The following is a 15,240-nucleotide window of genomic DNA, read 5'->3' on the forward strand; positions in this document are numbered from 1 at the left end:
TCTCCTCGTCACTGCGTGCCGCCGATGGGCGTCGCAAGGTAGGGGAAGCCGGGCAGCAGCGTCGCTCGCGACTGGTCGACCGCGTCGTGCAGCTGGAACGCGGTGGCCCCGAGCGGCACGGCCGACGGACGGCAAGCCGCGCCGAAGCCGAGCGCGTTGGTGTCGCCGTTGGCCATGCACAGGCCGCCCATCACCGCGATCAGCGAGATGTCGACCACGTCGTCGTTCGGGCGGCGCCCGTTGGGGTAGCCCGCCATGTCGTTGCCGCCCGCGAGGATGTTGCCCACCACGCCCAGCGTGTTCTGCTGGGCCAGCGGCACCGGGGGTGTCGTCGTGTTCAGGCGCAGCATCTCCGAGGCCACCGCGTTGCGCGGCTGGTTCACGCCGGCAATGCCGGTGAGGAAGGTGGTGACGAGGTCGGTGCGCGGGTAGTTGGTCGGCGCGATGTTGGGCAGGCCGAGCGCGATCTCCAGCAGCTTGGGCAGCGTGGGCTTGGTCACGTAGGTGAGGAACTGGCCGTCGTTGACCGGCTTGGCGCTGTTGAAGCGGTCCTTGTCCTTGAGGCCGATCACCACCTCGTTGACGAGCGGCATGCCCAGGCGCGACACCTGCGTCCAGGCGCCGCCGGTCTTCTCGGTGGTCTGGTGGCCGGCGCGCGGCGTGGGGTCGAGCAGGCGGGCCTGGCGCAGGCTCGCGGTCGTCCAGCCGCCGATCACCGGCTCGTTGCCTTGCGTGAGGCAGGCGGTGGGCACTTCGAGCGCGAGCGAGGTGATGTTCTTGTCGTCGATGGTGTTGGGCGCGGCGTTGGCGAACTGGCGATCGGTGATCACGTTCACCGGCGCGTTCACCAGGTCGAAGATGGTGCCCAGGTTGACTGCGAACGGGTCCTTGCGCTGGCCGACGAACACCTTGCCCGGCGTGCTGCAGCCCGGGATGTTGATCGTGTAGACGTGGCGACCCGCGTACGTGGTGTAGTCGGGGATGGTCTTCGCGCCGATGTTGTCGACCGGCTTGTCGAAGGTGGTGGCGCCGTTGGCGGCATTGGTCACGGCCTGCGCGCTGCCGCGGCGGCGGTCGCCGCGCACGACGGTGAGCGTGAAGCTTTCGCGCAGGTTGAGGTTGGCGTCCTGCACGTTGCTGACCTGGCCGAACTGGATCAGCGGGATCGCCACGTCTTCGCCGCCGACGGGGAGTGTTTTGCCGGTGGTGTCGCGCAGCGCGTTGCGGAAGCGGAACTGGAAGGTGATGTCTTCGCGCGCATCGCCGTCGTTGTCGACGTGGATCTCGTACAGCGCGTTCGGGTCCATCGAGAAGTAGTTGGGGCCGCCGTAGGCGTCCTGCAGCGGCACGTAGTTGGCGATCAGCGTGGTGTAGGCGCTGCGGCCGGTCTCGTAGCTGCGGAACATGTAGAAGTCGGTGCCGTCCACCTTGGGCGAGGTGGTGATGAACGGCGCTTCGCGGTGGCTGGAGGCGTGGGTGGCGCCGATACCGCAGACCGCCAGCACGGCGGCGGCGGCGAGTGGCGCGGTCTTGAAGAATGAGAGTCGCATGTGGGTCTCCTGATGGCACCCGGCAAGATCACCGGATGGCATGCGTTACGCGCGCCGATCCGTGATGGATGCACGGGAATCCAGCCCGCCCCGACATGTTTTGTGCGGACCCCCGACAATCCGGGGGTGTCAGAAATCGTTCCCGACTCCGACCTACTCCGCGGCCATGCGACCAGCGGGCCCGTCGTGCGCCTGCGCGGCCGTGTGGACTACGTGGCAACCGTCGACGAGATGCGTAGCTTCACCGAGGCGCGCGCCCCCGACACACCCGACGAGATCTGGCTGTGCGAACACGATCCCGTCTACACGCAGGGCATTGCCGGCAAGGCCGAGCACGTGCTCGTGCCGGGCGACGTGCCGGTGGTGCAGACCAACCGCGGTGGCCAGGTCACCTACCACGGCCCCGGCCAGGTGGTGGCCTATCCGCTGATCGACCTCAAGCGCCTCGGCATCTTCGTCAAGGAATACGTCTACCGGCTCGAGCATTGCGTGCTGAAGACGCTGGAGAGCTATGGCATCACCGGCCACCGCGTGGCCGGTGCACCCGGCATCTACGTGAACCTGGCCGACCCCTTCGGCCATGCCGCGTTGACCGGCCCGAGTGCACGACCGTTCGAAGGCTTGGGCAAGGTCGCGGCGCTCGGCATCAAGGTGAGCCGGCACTGCACGTACCACGGCGTCGCACTCAATGTGGCCATGGATTTGTCGCCCTTTTCGCGCATCAACCCCTGCGGATACGCGGGGCTCGCGACGGTCGACCTCGCTACACTGGGCGTCCGCACCGACTGGAACACCGTGGCCGAGCGACTTGGTGACAAGCTCGCGGCCCACCTGAGCTGACCGGCTCACCCTCGAAAGCGATACCCCCATGTCCACCGACAAGGTCGTTCACACCGCCCAAGACGCGGCTTCTTACGACGCCACCGCCAAGCAGAAGTCGCAGGCCAAGACCGCGCGCATCCCGATCAAGATCGTGCCGGCCGAGCAGCTCAAGAAGCCCGACTGGATCCGCGTCAAGGCGGGCTCGCACAACACGCGCTTCTACGAGATCAAGAAGATCCTGCGCGAGCACAAGCTGCACACGGTGTGCGAAGAAGCCTCGTGCCCCAACATCGGCGAATGCTTCGGTGGTGGCACCGCGACCTTCATGATCATGGGCGACAAGTGCACGCGCCGTTGCCCCTTCTGCGACGTGGGCCACGGCCGGCCCGACCCGCTCGACAAGGACGAGCCGCTCAACCTCGCGAAGACGATTGCCGCGCTCAAGCTCAACTACGTGGTGATCACGAGTGTCGACCGCGACGACCTGCGCGATGGGGGCGCCGCCCATTTCGTCGAATGCATCCAGCGGGTGCGCGAGCTGTCGCCCAAGACCCGCATCGAGATCCTCACGCCCGACTTCCGCGGCCGCATGGACCGCGCGCTCGAGATCCTGAAGGCCGCGCCGCCCGATGTGATGAACCACAACCTCGAGACCGCGCCGCGCCTCTACAAGGAAGCGCGCCCGGGCTCCGACTACGCCTACTCGCTCAATCTGCTCAAGCGCTTCAAGGAATTCGCGCCGCACGTGCCGACCAAGAGCGGCATCATGGTCGGCCTCGGCGAGACGGATGAAGAGATCCTGCAGGTGATGCGCGACATGCGCGAGCACGACATCGACATGCTCACCATCGGCCAGTACCTCGCACCTTCAGGCCACCACTTGCCGGTGCGCCGCTACGTGCACCCCGACACCTTCAAGATGTACGAGGAAGAGGCCCGCAAGATGGGCTTCACGCACGCGGCCATCGGGGCGCTGGTGCGCTCGTCCTACCACGCCGACCAGCAGGCGCATCAGGCCGGGGTCGAGATCCCGGCCTGAGCCCTCAGGCCTTCAGCGGCTCGCCGTAGCCGCCGCCGCCCGGCGTCTCGATCACGAACACGTCGCCCGGCTGCATCTCGGCCTGGCCGATGTGCGGCAGGGCCTCGATGCGGCCATCGGCACGCTCCACGCGGTTGGCTCCGAGCGAGCCGGGCGCGCCACCCGCCATGCCGAAGGCCGGATGCTCTCTCCCGTTGCTGAGGATCGACGCCGTCATCGGCTCGAGGAAGCGCACGCGCCGCACGCCGCCGTTGCCGCCCACCCACTGGCCGGCCCCGCCCGAGTTCGCACGGATCTCGTAGCTGTCGAGCCGCACCGGGTAGCGGAACTCCAGCACCTCGGGGTCGGTGAGTCGCGAGTTGGTCATGTGGGTCTGCACGACGCTCGTGCCCGCGAAGCCCGGCCCGGCACCCGAGCCGCCGGAGATGGTCTCGTAGTACTGGTAGGTGTCGTTGCCGAAGGTGAAATTGTTCATCGTGCATTGGCTCGCGGCCATCACGCCGAGCGCGCCGTAGAGCGCATTCGTCACGCACATCGAGGTCTCGACGTTGCCGGCCACCACCGCGGCCGGGTGGCGCGGGTTGAGCATGCAACCCTCGGGCACGACCACCTCGATGGGCTTGAGGCAGCCGGCATTGAGCGGGATCTCGTCGTCGACCAGCGTGCGGAAGACATACAGCACCGCCGCCATCGTGATCGAGCGCGGCGCGTTGAAGTTGTTGGCGAGCTGCGCGCTGGTGCCGGTGAAGTCGACCTTCGCACTGCGCGCCTTGGCGTTCACGCTCACCTTCACGCGGATCACCGCGCCGTTGTCGAGCGGCAGCGTGAATTCACCATCGCGCAGTGCGGTGATCACGCGCCGCACCGATTCCTCGGCGTTGTTCTGCACGTGGGCCATGTAGGCAGCCACCGTCTCGCGGCCGTACTGCGCCACCATCGCACGTAGTTCCTGCACGCCCTTCTCGTTGGCGGCGATCTGCGCGCGCAGATCGGCGAGGTTCTGCTGCGGGTTGCGCGAGGGGTAGCGGCCCGAGCCGAGCAACTCCAGCAACTCCTTTTCGCGCAGCCGGCCTTCGGCCACCAACTTGAAGTTGTCGATCAGCACGCCTTCTTCCTCGATGGTGGTCGAGAAGGGCGGCATCGAGCCGGGTGTCGTGCCGCCGATGTCGGCATGGTGGCCGCGCGAGGCGACGTAGAACGAGGGCTTCGTGTCCTTCGCCTCCAGGTACACCGGTGTCACGACGGTGATGTCGGGCAGGTGCGTGCCGCCGTTGTAGGGGTTGTTGAGCACGTAGACGTCGCCCGGGCGCATGCCGGGGTTGTGCTCGATCACCGTGCGGATGGACTCGCTCATCGAGCCCAGGTGCACCGGCATGTGCGGTGCGTTGGCGATCAGGCTGCCGCTGGCGTCGAACAAGGCGCACGAGAAGTCGAGCCGCTCCTTGATGTTCACCGAGTAGGCAGTGTTCTGCAGGCGCAGGCCCATCTGCTCGGCGATGTTCATGAAGAGGTTGTTGAACACCTCCAGCATCACCGGGTCGGCGGTGGTGCCCACCGCATGGGCACTCGGGCGCGGCTTGATGCGCCGAAGCTCCAGGCTCTCGCCGGCGGTCAGGCGCGCCTGCCAGCCGGGCTCGACCACGGTCGTCGCATTCTTCTCGGCGATGATGGCCGGGCCATCGATGGTGGCGCCGGGATTGAGCGCTTCGCGCACGTGCAGCGCCGCGCTGCGCCAGCCGGCCGGGGCGTCGTCGGCCTGGCAGTACATCTGCACCTGGGCCACCGGTGCGGGCGTGTGCGAGGTCTCCATCGACATGCCCTGCGCGGCCGGTGGGCGCTCGCCGGGTGCCACGGCCTCCACCGCCACCGCCTCGATGACAAGCTTGCGGTCGGGCATCAGGAAGGCGAAGCGCTGCTGGTAGGCGCGCTCGAATTCCTCGCGCACCGCCGCGATGGCCTGCACCGACGGCAGCTCACCCGGCAGCAGGCAGCTCAACGCGGTGTCGGTGCCGGCATAGCGCACCTGCAGGCGCGCGATGGTGTGCACGGTGGTGTCGTCCACGCCCTGCTGCGCCAGTTCGTCGCGGGCCTGGCGGGCCAGTTCGCCCGCGGTGTGGCGGGCGGCCTGCAGGCCGGTGTCGTCGAGGTCTTGCTCGACCGAACGTTCGCGCATCGCAATCTGGTCGGCCAGGCCCATGCCGTAGGCCGACAGCACGCCGGCCAGCGGGTGGGCGAAGACACGGGTCATGCCCAGCGCATCGGCCACCGCGCAGGCGTGCTGCCCGCCGGCACCGCCGAAGCACTGCAGCGTGTAGCCGGTGACGTCGTAGCCGCGGGCGACCGAGATGCGCTTGATCGCGTTCGCCATGTTGGCCACGGCGATCTGCAGGGCGCCGCTGGCCACTTCTTCCGGCGTGAGGCGCCGGCCGCTGGCCTCGCTCATCTCGCGGGCCATCTTGGCGAAGCGCTGGACGACGACGTCGCGGTCCAGCGAGGCGTCGGCCTGCGGGCCGAACACCTTGGGGAAATGCGCCGGCTGGATCTTGCCCAGCATCACGTTCGCATCGGTGGTGGCGAGCGGCCCGCCGCGGCGGTAGCTCGCCGGGCCGGGGTTGGCGCCCGCCGATTCGGGGCCGACACGCAGCCGCGCACCGTCGAAGCTGATGATCGAGCCGCCTCCCGCCGCCACGGTGTGGATGCTCATCATCGGCGCGCGCATGCGCACACCGGCCACTTGCGTCTCGAAGGCACGCTCGAACTCGCCCGCGTAGTGGCTCACGTCGGTGGAGGTGCCGCCCATGTCGAAGCCGATCACCTTGCCGTGCCCGCCGTCGACCGCGGTGCGCACCATGCCGACGATGCCGCCGGCTGGGCCGGAGAGGATGGCGTCCTTGCCCTGGAAGCGTTGGGCTTCGGTCAAGCCGCCCGAACTCTGCATGAAGAAGAGCCGCACGCCCGGCATCTGACGCGCCACCTGGTCGACGTAGCGGCGCAGGATCGGCGAGAGGTAGGCGTCGACCACCGTGGTGTCGCCGCGCGACACGAGCTTCATCAAGGGGCTGACCTTGTGCGACACCGAGATCTGCGTGAAGCCGGCTTCGCGCGCCAGCGCTTCGGCCACTTCCTCGTGGGCGCAATAGCGGTAGCCATGCATGAAGACGATGGCGCAGGCGCGCAGGCCGTCGGCATAGGCCTGCTGCAGTTGCGCCTGCAAGGCGGCCTTGTCAAGCGCTTGCACTTCGTTGCCGTGTGCGCCGACACGCTCGTCGGCCTCGATCACACGCTCGTAGAGCAGTTCGGGCAGCACGATGTGGCGCTCGAAGAGCTTGGGCCGCGCCTGCAGCGCGATGCGCAGCGCGTCGCGGAAGCCCTTGGTGGTGACGAGCAGCGTGCGGTCGCCCTTGCGCTCGAGCAGGGCGTTGGTGGCCACCGTCGTGCCCATCTTCACGCACTCCACCCGCTCGGGGGTGATCAGCTCGCCGGCCTGCAGGCCGAGCAGGCGGCGGATGCCTTCGACGGCGGCGTCGGCGTATTGCTCCGGGTTCTCGGAGAGCATCTTGAGCGTGTGCAAAGCACCGTTGGGGGCGCGGCCCACCACGTCGGTGAAGGTGCCGCCTCGGTCGATCCAGAACTGCCAGCGTGTCGTGGTCATGGTGTTCGAGTTGAAGTGGTACGCCTGTTCAGCGTTGTACGCCCATCACGGCATCCGGCAAAGCGGTGACGATCTGGGGGAAGGCGGTGATGAGCACGATACACACCACCAGACAGCCGAAGAATGGCAAGGCCGCGCGGGCGATGATGTTGCTGTCCTTGCCGGTCATGTTCTGCAGCACGAAGAGGTTGAAGCCGACCGGGGGCGTGACTTCGGCGATCTCGACCAGCAGCACGACGAAGATGCCGAACCACACCAGGTCGAAGCCGGCCTTCTGCACCATCGGCAGCACGATCGCCGCGGTGAGCACGATCATGCTGATGCCGTCGAGCGCGGTGCCGAGCACCAGGTAGACGGCGACCAGGATCGCGATCAGGCCGGCTGGCGGCAGGTTCATCGCATTGACCCACTCGGCCAGCTCACGCGGGATACCGGTGAAGGCCATGGTCTTCGAGAGGAACGCCGCACCGGCGAGCACGAAGGCGATCATGCAGCTCGTGCGGGCCGCGCCCATCAGGCTGTCGCGGAAGTTCGCCCAGGTGAGCGAGCGGCTGGCCGCGGCCAGGATGAGCGAGCCCATCGCGCCGTAGGCCGCGCATTCGGTCGCGGTGGCGATGCCCGAGATCAGGGCCCAGCCGACGAAGACGATCAGCAGCGCGCACGGGATGAGATGGCGCGACTGGCGCAGCTTCTCGGCAAAGCTCGTCGCCGGCTCGGCGGCGGGCATGCGGTCGCGGTTCTTGGTGCTCCAGATCGCGATGTAGCCCGAGAAGAGCAGCATCAGCAGCAGCCCGGGCAGGAAGCCGGCGAGGAAGACGCGGATGATCGATGCATCGGCGGCCACCGCATAGACCACCATCGTGATCGACGGCGGGATCAGGATGCCCAGCGTGCCGGCGGTGGCCAGCGAGCCGAGCGCGATGCGTTCGTCGTAGCCGCGCTTCTTCAGTTCAGGCAGCGCCACCTTGCTGATGGTGGCGCAGGTGGCGGCCGACGAGCCCGACACCGAGCCGAAGATGCCGCAGCCGAGCACGGTCGTGTGCAGCAGGCGCCCTGGCACACGCCCGAGCCAGGGACTCAGGCCGCTGAACATCTGCTCCGACAGCTTCGTGCGGAAGAGGATCTCGCCCATCCAGATGAAGAGCGGCAGCGCGGCGAGCCCCAGCTTGCGTTGCTCTCCCAGAAGGCGGAGAAGAGGTTCTTGCCGGGGGTCGTGCTGGTGAAGAGGGCCTGGCCGACCCAGCCGCAGGCGGCCAGCGTCATCGCGATCCAGAAACCGCCTGCCAGCAGGGCGAGCATCACCACCAGCAGCACGAGGGCTGCAATCAACGGATCCATGGCGACCTCTCAGATGTCGGAGGAATAGTCACCCGCGGCATGACGCTCGCGGGCAAGACGGGTATAGGTCGGCTCTTCGCCGCGGCACACCAGCACCAGCTCGTCGACCACCGCGACGAGCAGCAGCAGGGCGCCCACCACGAAGCTCGATTGCGGGATCCACATCGGCAGCGGCAGCAGCCCCTGCGCGATGTCGTTGAAGCGCCAGCTCTCCAGGGTGGCCTCGCAGGCCCACCAGGTGAGGTATCCGGTGGCCACGACGCCGAGCGAGAGCGAGGCGATCTCGAAGCGGCGACGGTGGGCGTCGGACAGGCGGTCGATCAGCACGGTAACCCGCACGAAGTCGCCGTGCTTGAACGCGTGCGCCATCGTGAGGAAGGCCGCCGCGGCGGCCAGCCACGCGACGATGTCGTTGGCGGCGCCGGTCGAGTGGCCGACGATCCGCATCACGGTCTGCCAGATCATCAGCACCGCGATTGCGAGCACGGCCGCGGCGCCCAGCGCGCCGGCGCCGAGGTAAGTGGCGTCCAGCAGCTTGCGCCACCGGCCGGCGCTGGCCCTCGGCAGGGCCGGGATGGCGGGCATCACGGTGCTCATGGTGGGCTCACTTGCGGTAGGCGTCGATCACGGCCTGGCCGTCGGCACCGGCGGCCTTGACCCAGTCGGCCGCCATGCGATCGCCCACCGACTTCAACTCGCGCTTGAGCGCGACGCTGGTACGGTCGATCGTCATGCCCTTGGCCTGCAGCTCCTTCAGGTAGCCGTCGTCCTTCTCGTCGCTCATCTTCCAGCCGCGTTCGCCGGCCTGCGCGGCCACGGCGGACACGGCCGCCTGGGTCGCCTTGTCGAGCGCATCGAAGGCCTTCTGGTTCACCACCACCGCGTTGCGCGGCAGCCAGGCGTTGACGTCGTAGAAGTACTTCACCTGCTCATAGAGCTTGCTGTCGACGCCGCTCGCGCTGCTGGTGAGGAAGTTGTCGACCGCGCCGGTCGCCAGCGCGGCCGGCAGTTCGGCGAGCTGGATGGTGATGGGCTGCGCGCCCACCAGCTCGGCGATGCGCGAGGTGGCCGGGTTGTACGCACGCATCTTCGTGCCCTTGAGGTCGGCGAGTGTCGCGACTGGCTTGCGGCTGTAGAGCGATTGCCCGGGCCAGGGCACGGTGTAGAGCAGCTTCAGGCCCTGGCCGGCGAGCAGCTTCTGCAGCGCGGGCTGTGCGGCCTGTTCGAGCTTCTTCGCGTCGCTGTAGTTGGTGGCGAGGAAAGGGATGGAGTCCACGCCGAAGAGCGGGTTCTCGTTCGAGGCGCTGGAGAGGATGAATTCGCCGATCTGCGTCTGGCCCGACTGCACCGCGCGCTTGATCTCGTTGGCTTTGAAGAGCGAGGCGTTGGCGTGCACTGTGATCTTGAGCTTGCCGCCGGTCGCCTTGTCGACTTCCTGCGCGAACCACTCCAGGTTCTGCACCTGGAAGGTATTGCCGCCGTAGCCCGAAGGCAGGTCCCATTTGGTTTGCGCGTGGGCCGTGCTGATGAAGGCCAGAGCCATCGCCATGCTGGCAAGGTGTTTCATGTGCAGATCTCCTGGTGGGTTGAGTGATCAGAAGGCGGCAAGCTGCCGGTTCAGCAGGTCGGTGACGAGCATGGCGCCCGGTGCATGCGTGATGGCGATCGGCACCCTGGCGTGGACGAGCGCGGCCTGGGGCGTGACCCCGCAGGCCCAAAAGACGGGCAGCTCGCCTGGGCGCACTTCGACCGCGTCGCCGTAGTCGGGCTTGGACAGGTCGGCGATGCCGATCTGCGCCGGCTCCCCGATGTGCACCGGCGCGCCGTGCACCGACGGCAGGCGCGAGGTGATCTGCACCGCACGGATCGCATCGGCTGCATTCATCGGCCGCATCGACACCACCATCGGGCCGCTGAACGGGCCGGCCGCTTCGGTGGCGACGTTCGTGCGGTACATCGCCACGTTGCGCTGCTGCTCGATGTGGCGAAGCGTGATGCCCTCGGCCATGAGCGCCTCTTCGAACGAGAACGAGCAGCCGATCACGAAGGTGACGAAGTCGTCTTGCCAGAGCGCGCGGATGTCGGTGGGCTCGGTGCTGAGTTCACCGTCGCGCCAGACGCGGTAGCGCGGCAGGTCGGTGCGGATGTCGATGCCCTTGCCCAGGGTGGGCAGCGATGGGTCGCCGGGCTCCGACACCGCGAGCAGCGGGCAGGGCTTTGGGTTGCGTTGGCAGAAGCGCATGAAGTCGGTCGCGAGCGCTGCCGGCAGGATCACCACGTTGCCCTGCACATGGCCCATCGCCTGCCCGGAGGTGTGCCGGTCGAGGCGGCCGCTGCGTGCGGCGAGGCGGGCGTCGGCGCCGGTGCGGGCGGGGGTGCACTCGGGCGTGCTGGGCGACTCGGTCACGTGAACTTCTCCGGGAACGTCTTGCGATGACGAGTCATTGTTTCGATCGGACCGGTGCTCGGCAAACGAGATTTTTCTTGCTGGCCTCATCGATTTTTTCGATGATGTGCACCAGGAGCTCAAACCATGAACCTGCGCTTTGTCGAAGCCTTCTACTGGGTGGCCACGCTGAAGAGCGTGTCGCGTGCCGCCGAAAAACTGTCGATCACCCAGTCGGCGATGTCGAGCCGCGTCGCCGGGCTGGAAGAGGAGCTGGGCACCATGCTGCTCGACCGACGCGACAAGCAGTTCAAGCTCACCGTCGCCGGCACGCGTTTCCTGCACTACGCCGAGAAGTTGCTGGCGCTGCAGCGCGAGCTGAAGGAAGAGATGGGCTCGGGTGGGTTCACGGCCGCCGCGCCCGTCCTGCTGCGCATCGGCAGCATCGAGTCGGTGCTGCACTCGTGGCTGATGCCCTGGATCGAGAAGCTGCGTGCCGACCTGCCGATGCTGGAGCTGGAGCTGTCGGTGGAAACCACGCCGATGCTGCAGGAGCTGGTGCGCCGCGGCACGCTCGATCTCGTGTTCGCCGCCGCGCCCGCGTCGCACGAGGGCGTGCGGGTGCGCACGCTGGCGTCGATGGAGATGGCCTTCGTCGGCAACCCGACGGTGCACAAGCGCTCGCGTTACAGCCTGGAGCAGCTGGCGCAGCACGACCTGCTGACCTTCCAGCGCGGCTCGCAGCCGCATGTGGCGCTGATGGACCTCTTCCGCCGCGACGAGATCGCGCCGCCGAGGGTGCACACCATCTCGTCGATCTCGGCAATGACGCAGCTGGTGGAGGCCGGCTTCGGCATCGCAACCCTGCCGCGTGCCGCCGCGGAACGCCTGCGGCCGAACCGGGCCCTGAAGATCCTGGGTTGCGAACATGAGCTGCTGCCGCTGCCGGTGTTTGCCAGCTTCCGGCCCGACCCGCAGTCGCGTCAGATCGAGGCGGTGGTCGATGCGGCATTGGCTTTTGCCAACGAGGCCAAGCACGCCCGCGTGGTGGGAAGATCAGCGAAGTAGAAGTTTCAAGCAGGAGCCCTCCATGAAGCGCAGAGAACTGATGAAGGCGGCCGGTGCCGTGGTCGCGGGCCACGCCGTGTGGGTGCCGGCACAGGCCAGCTGGTTGTCGGAGACCGATGCGACGGCCGGCATCCGCGCCGCGCTCGAACGCGGCGCTGTGGTGGCGGTCGGCCTGCTGGGCAAGACGGACGGTTTTCTCGGCAACCCCAAGGTGCGCATTCCCCTGCCCGACTTCCTGCAGGACGTGGCGGGCTTCCTGAAAGCCACGGGCCAGCGCAAGCGCATCGAGGAACTGGAAGTCTCGATGAACCGCGCCGCCGAAGCCGCCGTGCCCGAAGCGAAAGCCTTGCTCGTGAATGCGGTGAAGGCGATGAGCGTCGAAGACGCCAAGCAGTTGTTGACCGGCGGCGACAACGCCGTGACGCAGTTCTTCGCGACCAAGACCCGAGAGCCGTTGGGCGTGAAGTTCCTGCCCATCGTGCAACGGGCGACGGAGAAGGTGAAGCTCGCGACGCGTTACAACGCGGTGGCGTCGAAGGCGGCCAGCTTCGGGCTGCTCAAGGAGGAGAACGCCAACATCCAGTCCTACGTGACCGGCAAGGCGCTCGATGGCCTTTATCTGATGATCGGCGAGGAAGAGAAGAAGATCCGCGCCGACCCGGTGGGCACCGGCAGCGCGATCCTCAAGAAAGTCTTCGGGAGCCTGAAGTAGCCGGACGGTCCGGCGCCGGGCCGCCCCGAGCCGGACGGCGCCCCTCGGGGGCAGGAGCGAAGCGACTGGGGGGCGCTATCAGACGGTCTTCGCCAGCTCGAACATCAGCGCCGAGGGCAGCGAGGTCAGGATCGCGTCGCGCCCCACACGCGCCATGCTGAGGCCGCCGAAGCCCGAGATCTCGAAGGTGTTGCCCTCTTCGATGATCTCGATGAACACCACCTCGGCGCCTTCGGCGTTGATCTCGTTGCGCAACTCGTTGAAGCGGTCGCCGCGCAGCACCGACTCGATGACGATCGCGTGCGGCAGGCCGCCGCGGCAGAAGTCGCGCGCCTCGTCGACCGAGTTGACGAAGTCGACGATGAGGCCCATGTTGCGGATGGCGTCGCGGATCTGCACCCGCACGTCGCGCCGCGAGGCCACCACCAGCACCTGGCTGCCCACCAGCGGCTTGCTTTGCAGGGACGGCGAGAAGCCCTGGTCGAGTTCGATGGCGCTCATGCCTTCGAGCTCTTCGCTGATGGTGCGCGGGAATTCGATCGTGACCTGCACGTCGTGGCCTTCGAGCTGGCGCTCGATCGGCAGGCCCATGGTCCAGGCGGTCTGCTCGACCAGGCGCCAGGTCATGGAGTCGAGCTGGCCCAGGGGTGAGCGGCCGTCGGTTGCAGCCGGCTGATCGGGCGGGCTGATGGCAAAGCGCGTCGCCAGGCGGGCGTGGGTAGGCCAGGTCTTGATGTCGATGCGGAAGTCGATGTTCGAGCGGGCGTGTTCCATGGCCCAGCTCAGCAGCGTGTTGAGCAGGCTGAACAGCAGCGAGGCGTCGACCACCACCTCGGCGGGGCGCAGCACCTGCTTGATGTGGATGCCGCGGGCCTGGGTCTCGCGGTTGCGCTGGGTCAGCACGTCTTTCAGCGTGTCGGTCAGCGCCAGGCGTTCGGGCGTCTGACGCAGGCGGCCGGACGCGAGGCGGGCGATCTGCTGCCCTGACATGCTGATCTGGCGTGCGCGCTGGATCTCTTCACCCAGCGCCCGCAGACTGGAGCGGTCGATGCGGCCGGTGCTGGCGAGTGTCTGCACGCGCTCCAGGGCTGCGGTGAGCGGCCCGGCGATCTCGGCGCTCATCTCGCCCACCACCTCACGCCAATGGTCGTGCTCGACGGCGCTCGCGTCCTCGGGGGTGAGGGGGGCGGCCGCATCTGGAGCGCGGTTGAGTTCGGTCATGTCCATGGGAGCCTCGACTTACAGTTTTTGTCACTACGTGGCAAAAAGTTGACAGTCGAAGTGTCACTGGACTTGGGCAGCTTGTGACAAAAGAAGACCGGCGCTCCCCCGGAGCGAGGGGGCCTGTCTTTGCGGGGAGGGCGGGGAAGCCGCCGGGTTCAGAGCGCGCCGCTCTGGCGCAGCCGGGCCCGCTCGGCCTCGCCAATGCCCAGCTCCTCCAGCACCTCGTCGGTGTGCTCGCCCAGCAGCGGCGGCGGGCGGCGGTACTGCACCGGCGTGGCCGACAGCTTCATCGGGCTGGCCACCAAGCGCAGGGTGTCGGTCAGCGGGTGTGGCATCGTCACCGTCATGCCACGGGACTGCACGTGAGGGTCAGCGAACACTTCGCCAAGATCGTTGATGGCGCCGCAGGGCACCTTGGCCGCCTCCAGGGCGCTGAGCCAGTCGTGCTTCTGGCGGGTCTTGAGGATCTCTGCCAGCTGCGGCACGAGCGCCGCGCGGTGGCGCACCCGGTCGGCGTTCTTCATGAAGCGCGGGTCCTGCGCGAGGTCGGGCCGGCCGGCCACCTCGCAGAACTTGGCGAACTGGCTGTCGTTGCCGACGGCGAGGATCAGGTGGCCGTCGGCCGTCTCGAACACCTGATACGGGACGATGTTCTGGTGCGCGTTGCCGATGCGGCGGGGCGCGATGCCGGTCGTCAGGTAGTTGGCGCCGAGGTTGGCGAGCATCGCCACCTGGGTGTCGAGCAAGGCCATGTCGACCACCTGGCCCTCACCGGTCGCGTCACGGTGGCGCAGTGCGGCGAGGATGGCCACCGTCGCGTACATGCCGGTGAAGAGGTCGGCCACCGCCACGCCCACCTTCTGCGGGCCGCCGCCGGGGAGGTCGTCGCGTTCGCCGGTCACGCTCATCAGGCCACCCATGCCCTGGATGGCGTAGTCGTAGCCGGCACGTTCGCGGTAGGGGCCGGTCTGGCCGAAGCCGGTGACCGAGCAGTAGACGAGGCGCGGGTAGAGCGTGCGCAGGCTGTCGGCATCGAGCCCGTAGCGGGCCATGTCGCCCACCTTGAAGTTTTCGATGAAGACGTCGCACTGCGCCGCCATCTGGCGGATCAGCGTCTGGCCCTCGGCGGTGGCGATGTCGACCGTGACCGAGCGCTTGTTGCGGTTGGTGCCGAGGTAATAGGCGGCCTCGGCGGTGTCGGCGCCGTCGCGGTCCTTCAGGAAGGGCGGGCCCCAGCCGCGGGTGTCGTCGCCGCCGCTGCCGTTATTCATCGGGCGTTCGATCTTGATGACGTCGGCGCCGAGGTCGGCGAGCGTTTGCGTGCACCAGGGTCCGGCGAGCACGCGCGAGAGGTCGAGAACGCGGATGCCGGCCAGCGGCAGGGCGGCTGTCGAGGGGGGTGTCTGAGGGGTGGTGCTCATCCAAAGATTGTCATTCACCCCGTCTGAT

General features: G+C 67.9%; 11 protein-coding genes and 1 pseudogene. 4 read left to right on the plus strand and 8 right to left on the minus strand.

Annotation, left to right across the window (positions count from 1 at the left end; translation table 11 throughout):
* Nucleotides 1-8: 8 nt before the first annotated feature.
* Entirely contained in the window at nt 9-1,550 is a 1,542-nt protein-coding gene (locus LRS03_RS20895) for a DUF4331 domain-containing protein (RefSeq protein ID WP_257827870.1), read from the minus strand.
* 186 nt (nt 1,551-1,736) lie between these two features.
* Here LRS03_RS20895 and lipB point away from each other — a divergent pair, with 186 nt between their 5' ends.
* Both lipB and lipA read left to right on the plus strand, forming a co-directional pair.
* Complete coding sequence (gene lipB, locus LRS03_RS20900) at nt 1,737-2,390, plus strand: lipoyl(octanoyl) transferase LipB (RefSeq protein ID WP_257829621.1); 654 nt, start codon at nt 1,737-1,739, stop codon at nt 2,388-2,390.
* Nucleotides 2,391-2,418: 28 nt separating this feature from the next.
* Nucleotides 2,419-3,411, plus strand: a complete 993-nt coding sequence (lipA, locus tag LRS03_RS20905) for a lipoyl synthase (RefSeq protein ID WP_257827871.1) — start codon at nt 2,419-2,421, stop codon at nt 3,409-3,411.
* 4 nt (nt 3,412-3,415) lie between these two features.
* On the opposite strand, the gene LRS03_RS20910 is transcribed toward lipA, so the two are convergent.
* The 5 genes and pseudogenes from LRS03_RS20910 to LRS03_RS20930 all read right to left on the minus strand — a co-directional run bounded on the left by LRS03_RS20910 (nt 3,416) and on the right by LRS03_RS20930 (nt 10,808).
* A complete protein-coding gene (locus LRS03_RS20910) occupies nt 3,416-7,063 on the minus strand; it encodes a hydantoinase B/oxoprolinase family protein (protein WP_257827872.1) in 3,648 nt (1,215 codons plus the stop codon).
* A gap of 28 nt (nt 7,064-7,091) precedes the next feature.
* Nucleotides 7,092-8,401: pseudogene (locus tag LRS03_RS20915) on the minus strand (TRAP transporter large permease).
* Between the two features lie 9 nt (nt 8,402-8,410).
* Complete coding sequence (locus LRS03_RS20920; protein ID WP_257827873.1) at nt 8,411-8,998, minus strand: TRAP transporter small permease; 588 nt, start codon at nt 8,996-8,998, stop codon at nt 8,411-8,413.
* Nucleotides 8,999-9,005: 7 nt separating this feature from the next.
* Nucleotides 9,006-9,968 (minus strand): TRAP transporter substrate-binding protein, encoded by a 963-nt coding sequence (locus LRS03_RS20925; RefSeq protein ID WP_257827874.1) that lies wholly within the window; start codon nt 9,966-9,968, stop codon nt 9,006-9,008.
* Between the two features lie 27 nt (nt 9,969-9,995).
* Entirely contained in the window at nt 9,996-10,808 is an 813-nt protein-coding gene (locus LRS03_RS20930) for a putative hydro-lyase (RefSeq protein ID WP_257827875.1), read from the minus strand.
* 126 nt (nt 10,809-10,934) lie between these two features.
* Between LRS03_RS20930 and LRS03_RS20935 the strand changes: the two genes are divergently transcribed.
* A complete protein-coding gene (locus LRS03_RS20935) occupies nt 10,935-11,855 on the plus strand; it encodes a LysR family transcriptional regulator (protein ID WP_257827876.1) in 921 nt (306 codons plus the stop codon).
* Nucleotides 11,856-11,877: 22 nt separating this feature from the next.
* Nucleotides 11,878-12,567: a DUF4197 domain-containing protein gene (locus LRS03_RS20940; RefSeq protein ID WP_257827877.1), complete on the plus strand. Its 690-nt coding sequence runs from the start codon at nt 11,878-11,880 to the stop codon at nt 12,565-12,567.
* Between the two features lie 78 nt (nt 12,568-12,645).
* Here the strand turns inward: LRS03_RS20940 and LRS03_RS20945 are convergent, their stop codons facing one another.
* Nucleotides 12,646-13,794, minus strand: a complete 1,149-nt coding sequence (locus tag LRS03_RS20945) for an ATP-binding protein (protein ID WP_257827878.1) — start codon at nt 13,792-13,794, stop codon at nt 12,646-12,648.
* A 152-nt stretch (nt 13,795-13,946) separates the two neighbouring features.
* Nucleotides 13,947-15,212: a CaiB/BaiF CoA transferase family protein gene (locus tag LRS03_RS20950; protein WP_257827879.1), complete on the minus strand. Its 1,266-nt coding sequence runs from the start codon at nt 15,210-15,212 to the stop codon at nt 13,947-13,949.
* Nucleotides 15,213-15,240 lie beyond the last annotated feature (28 nt).

The sequence above is a fragment of the Rhizobacter sp. J219 genome (genome assembly GCF_024700055.1).
Classification (GTDB): Bacteria; Pseudomonadota; Gammaproteobacteria; order Burkholderiales; family Burkholderiaceae_C; genus Rhizobacter.

What these genes read in the sequence shown, in the direction of transcription:
- LRS03_RS20895 (WP_257827870.1), bottom strand. Translation starts at nt 1,550, where the DNA reads ATGCGACTCTCATTCTTCAAGACCGCGCCACTCGCCGCCGCCGCCGTG.
- lipA (WP_257827871.1), top strand. Translation starts at nt 2,419, where the DNA reads ATGTCCACCGACAAGGTCGTTCACACCGCCCAAGACGCGGCTTCTTAC.
- LRS03_RS20910 (WP_257827872.1), bottom strand. Translation starts at nt 7,063, where the DNA reads ATGACCACGACACGCTGGCAGTTCTGGATCGACCGAGGCGGCACCTTC.
- LRS03_RS20920 (WP_257827873.1), bottom strand. Translation starts at nt 8,998, where the DNA reads ATGAGCACCGTGATGCCCGCCATCCCGGCCCTGCCGAGGGCCAGCGCC.
- LRS03_RS20925 (WP_257827874.1), bottom strand. Translation starts at nt 9,968, where the DNA reads ATGAAACACCTTGCCAGCATGGCGATGGCTCTGGCCTTCATCAGCACG.
- LRS03_RS20935 (WP_257827876.1), top strand. Translation starts at nt 10,935, where the DNA reads ATGAACCTGCGCTTTGTCGAAGCCTTCTACTGGGTGGCCACGCTGAAG.
- LRS03_RS20940 (WP_257827877.1), top strand. Translation starts at nt 11,878, where the DNA reads ATGAAGCGCAGAGAACTGATGAAGGCGGCCGGTGCCGTGGTCGCGGGC.
- LRS03_RS20945 (WP_257827878.1), bottom strand. Translation starts at nt 13,794, where the DNA reads ATGGACATGACCGAACTCAACCGCGCTCCAGATGCGGCCGCCCCCCTC.
- LRS03_RS20950 (WP_257827879.1), bottom strand. Translation starts at nt 15,212, where the DNA reads ATGAGCACCACCCCTCAGACACCCCCCTCGACAGCCGCCCTGCCGCTG.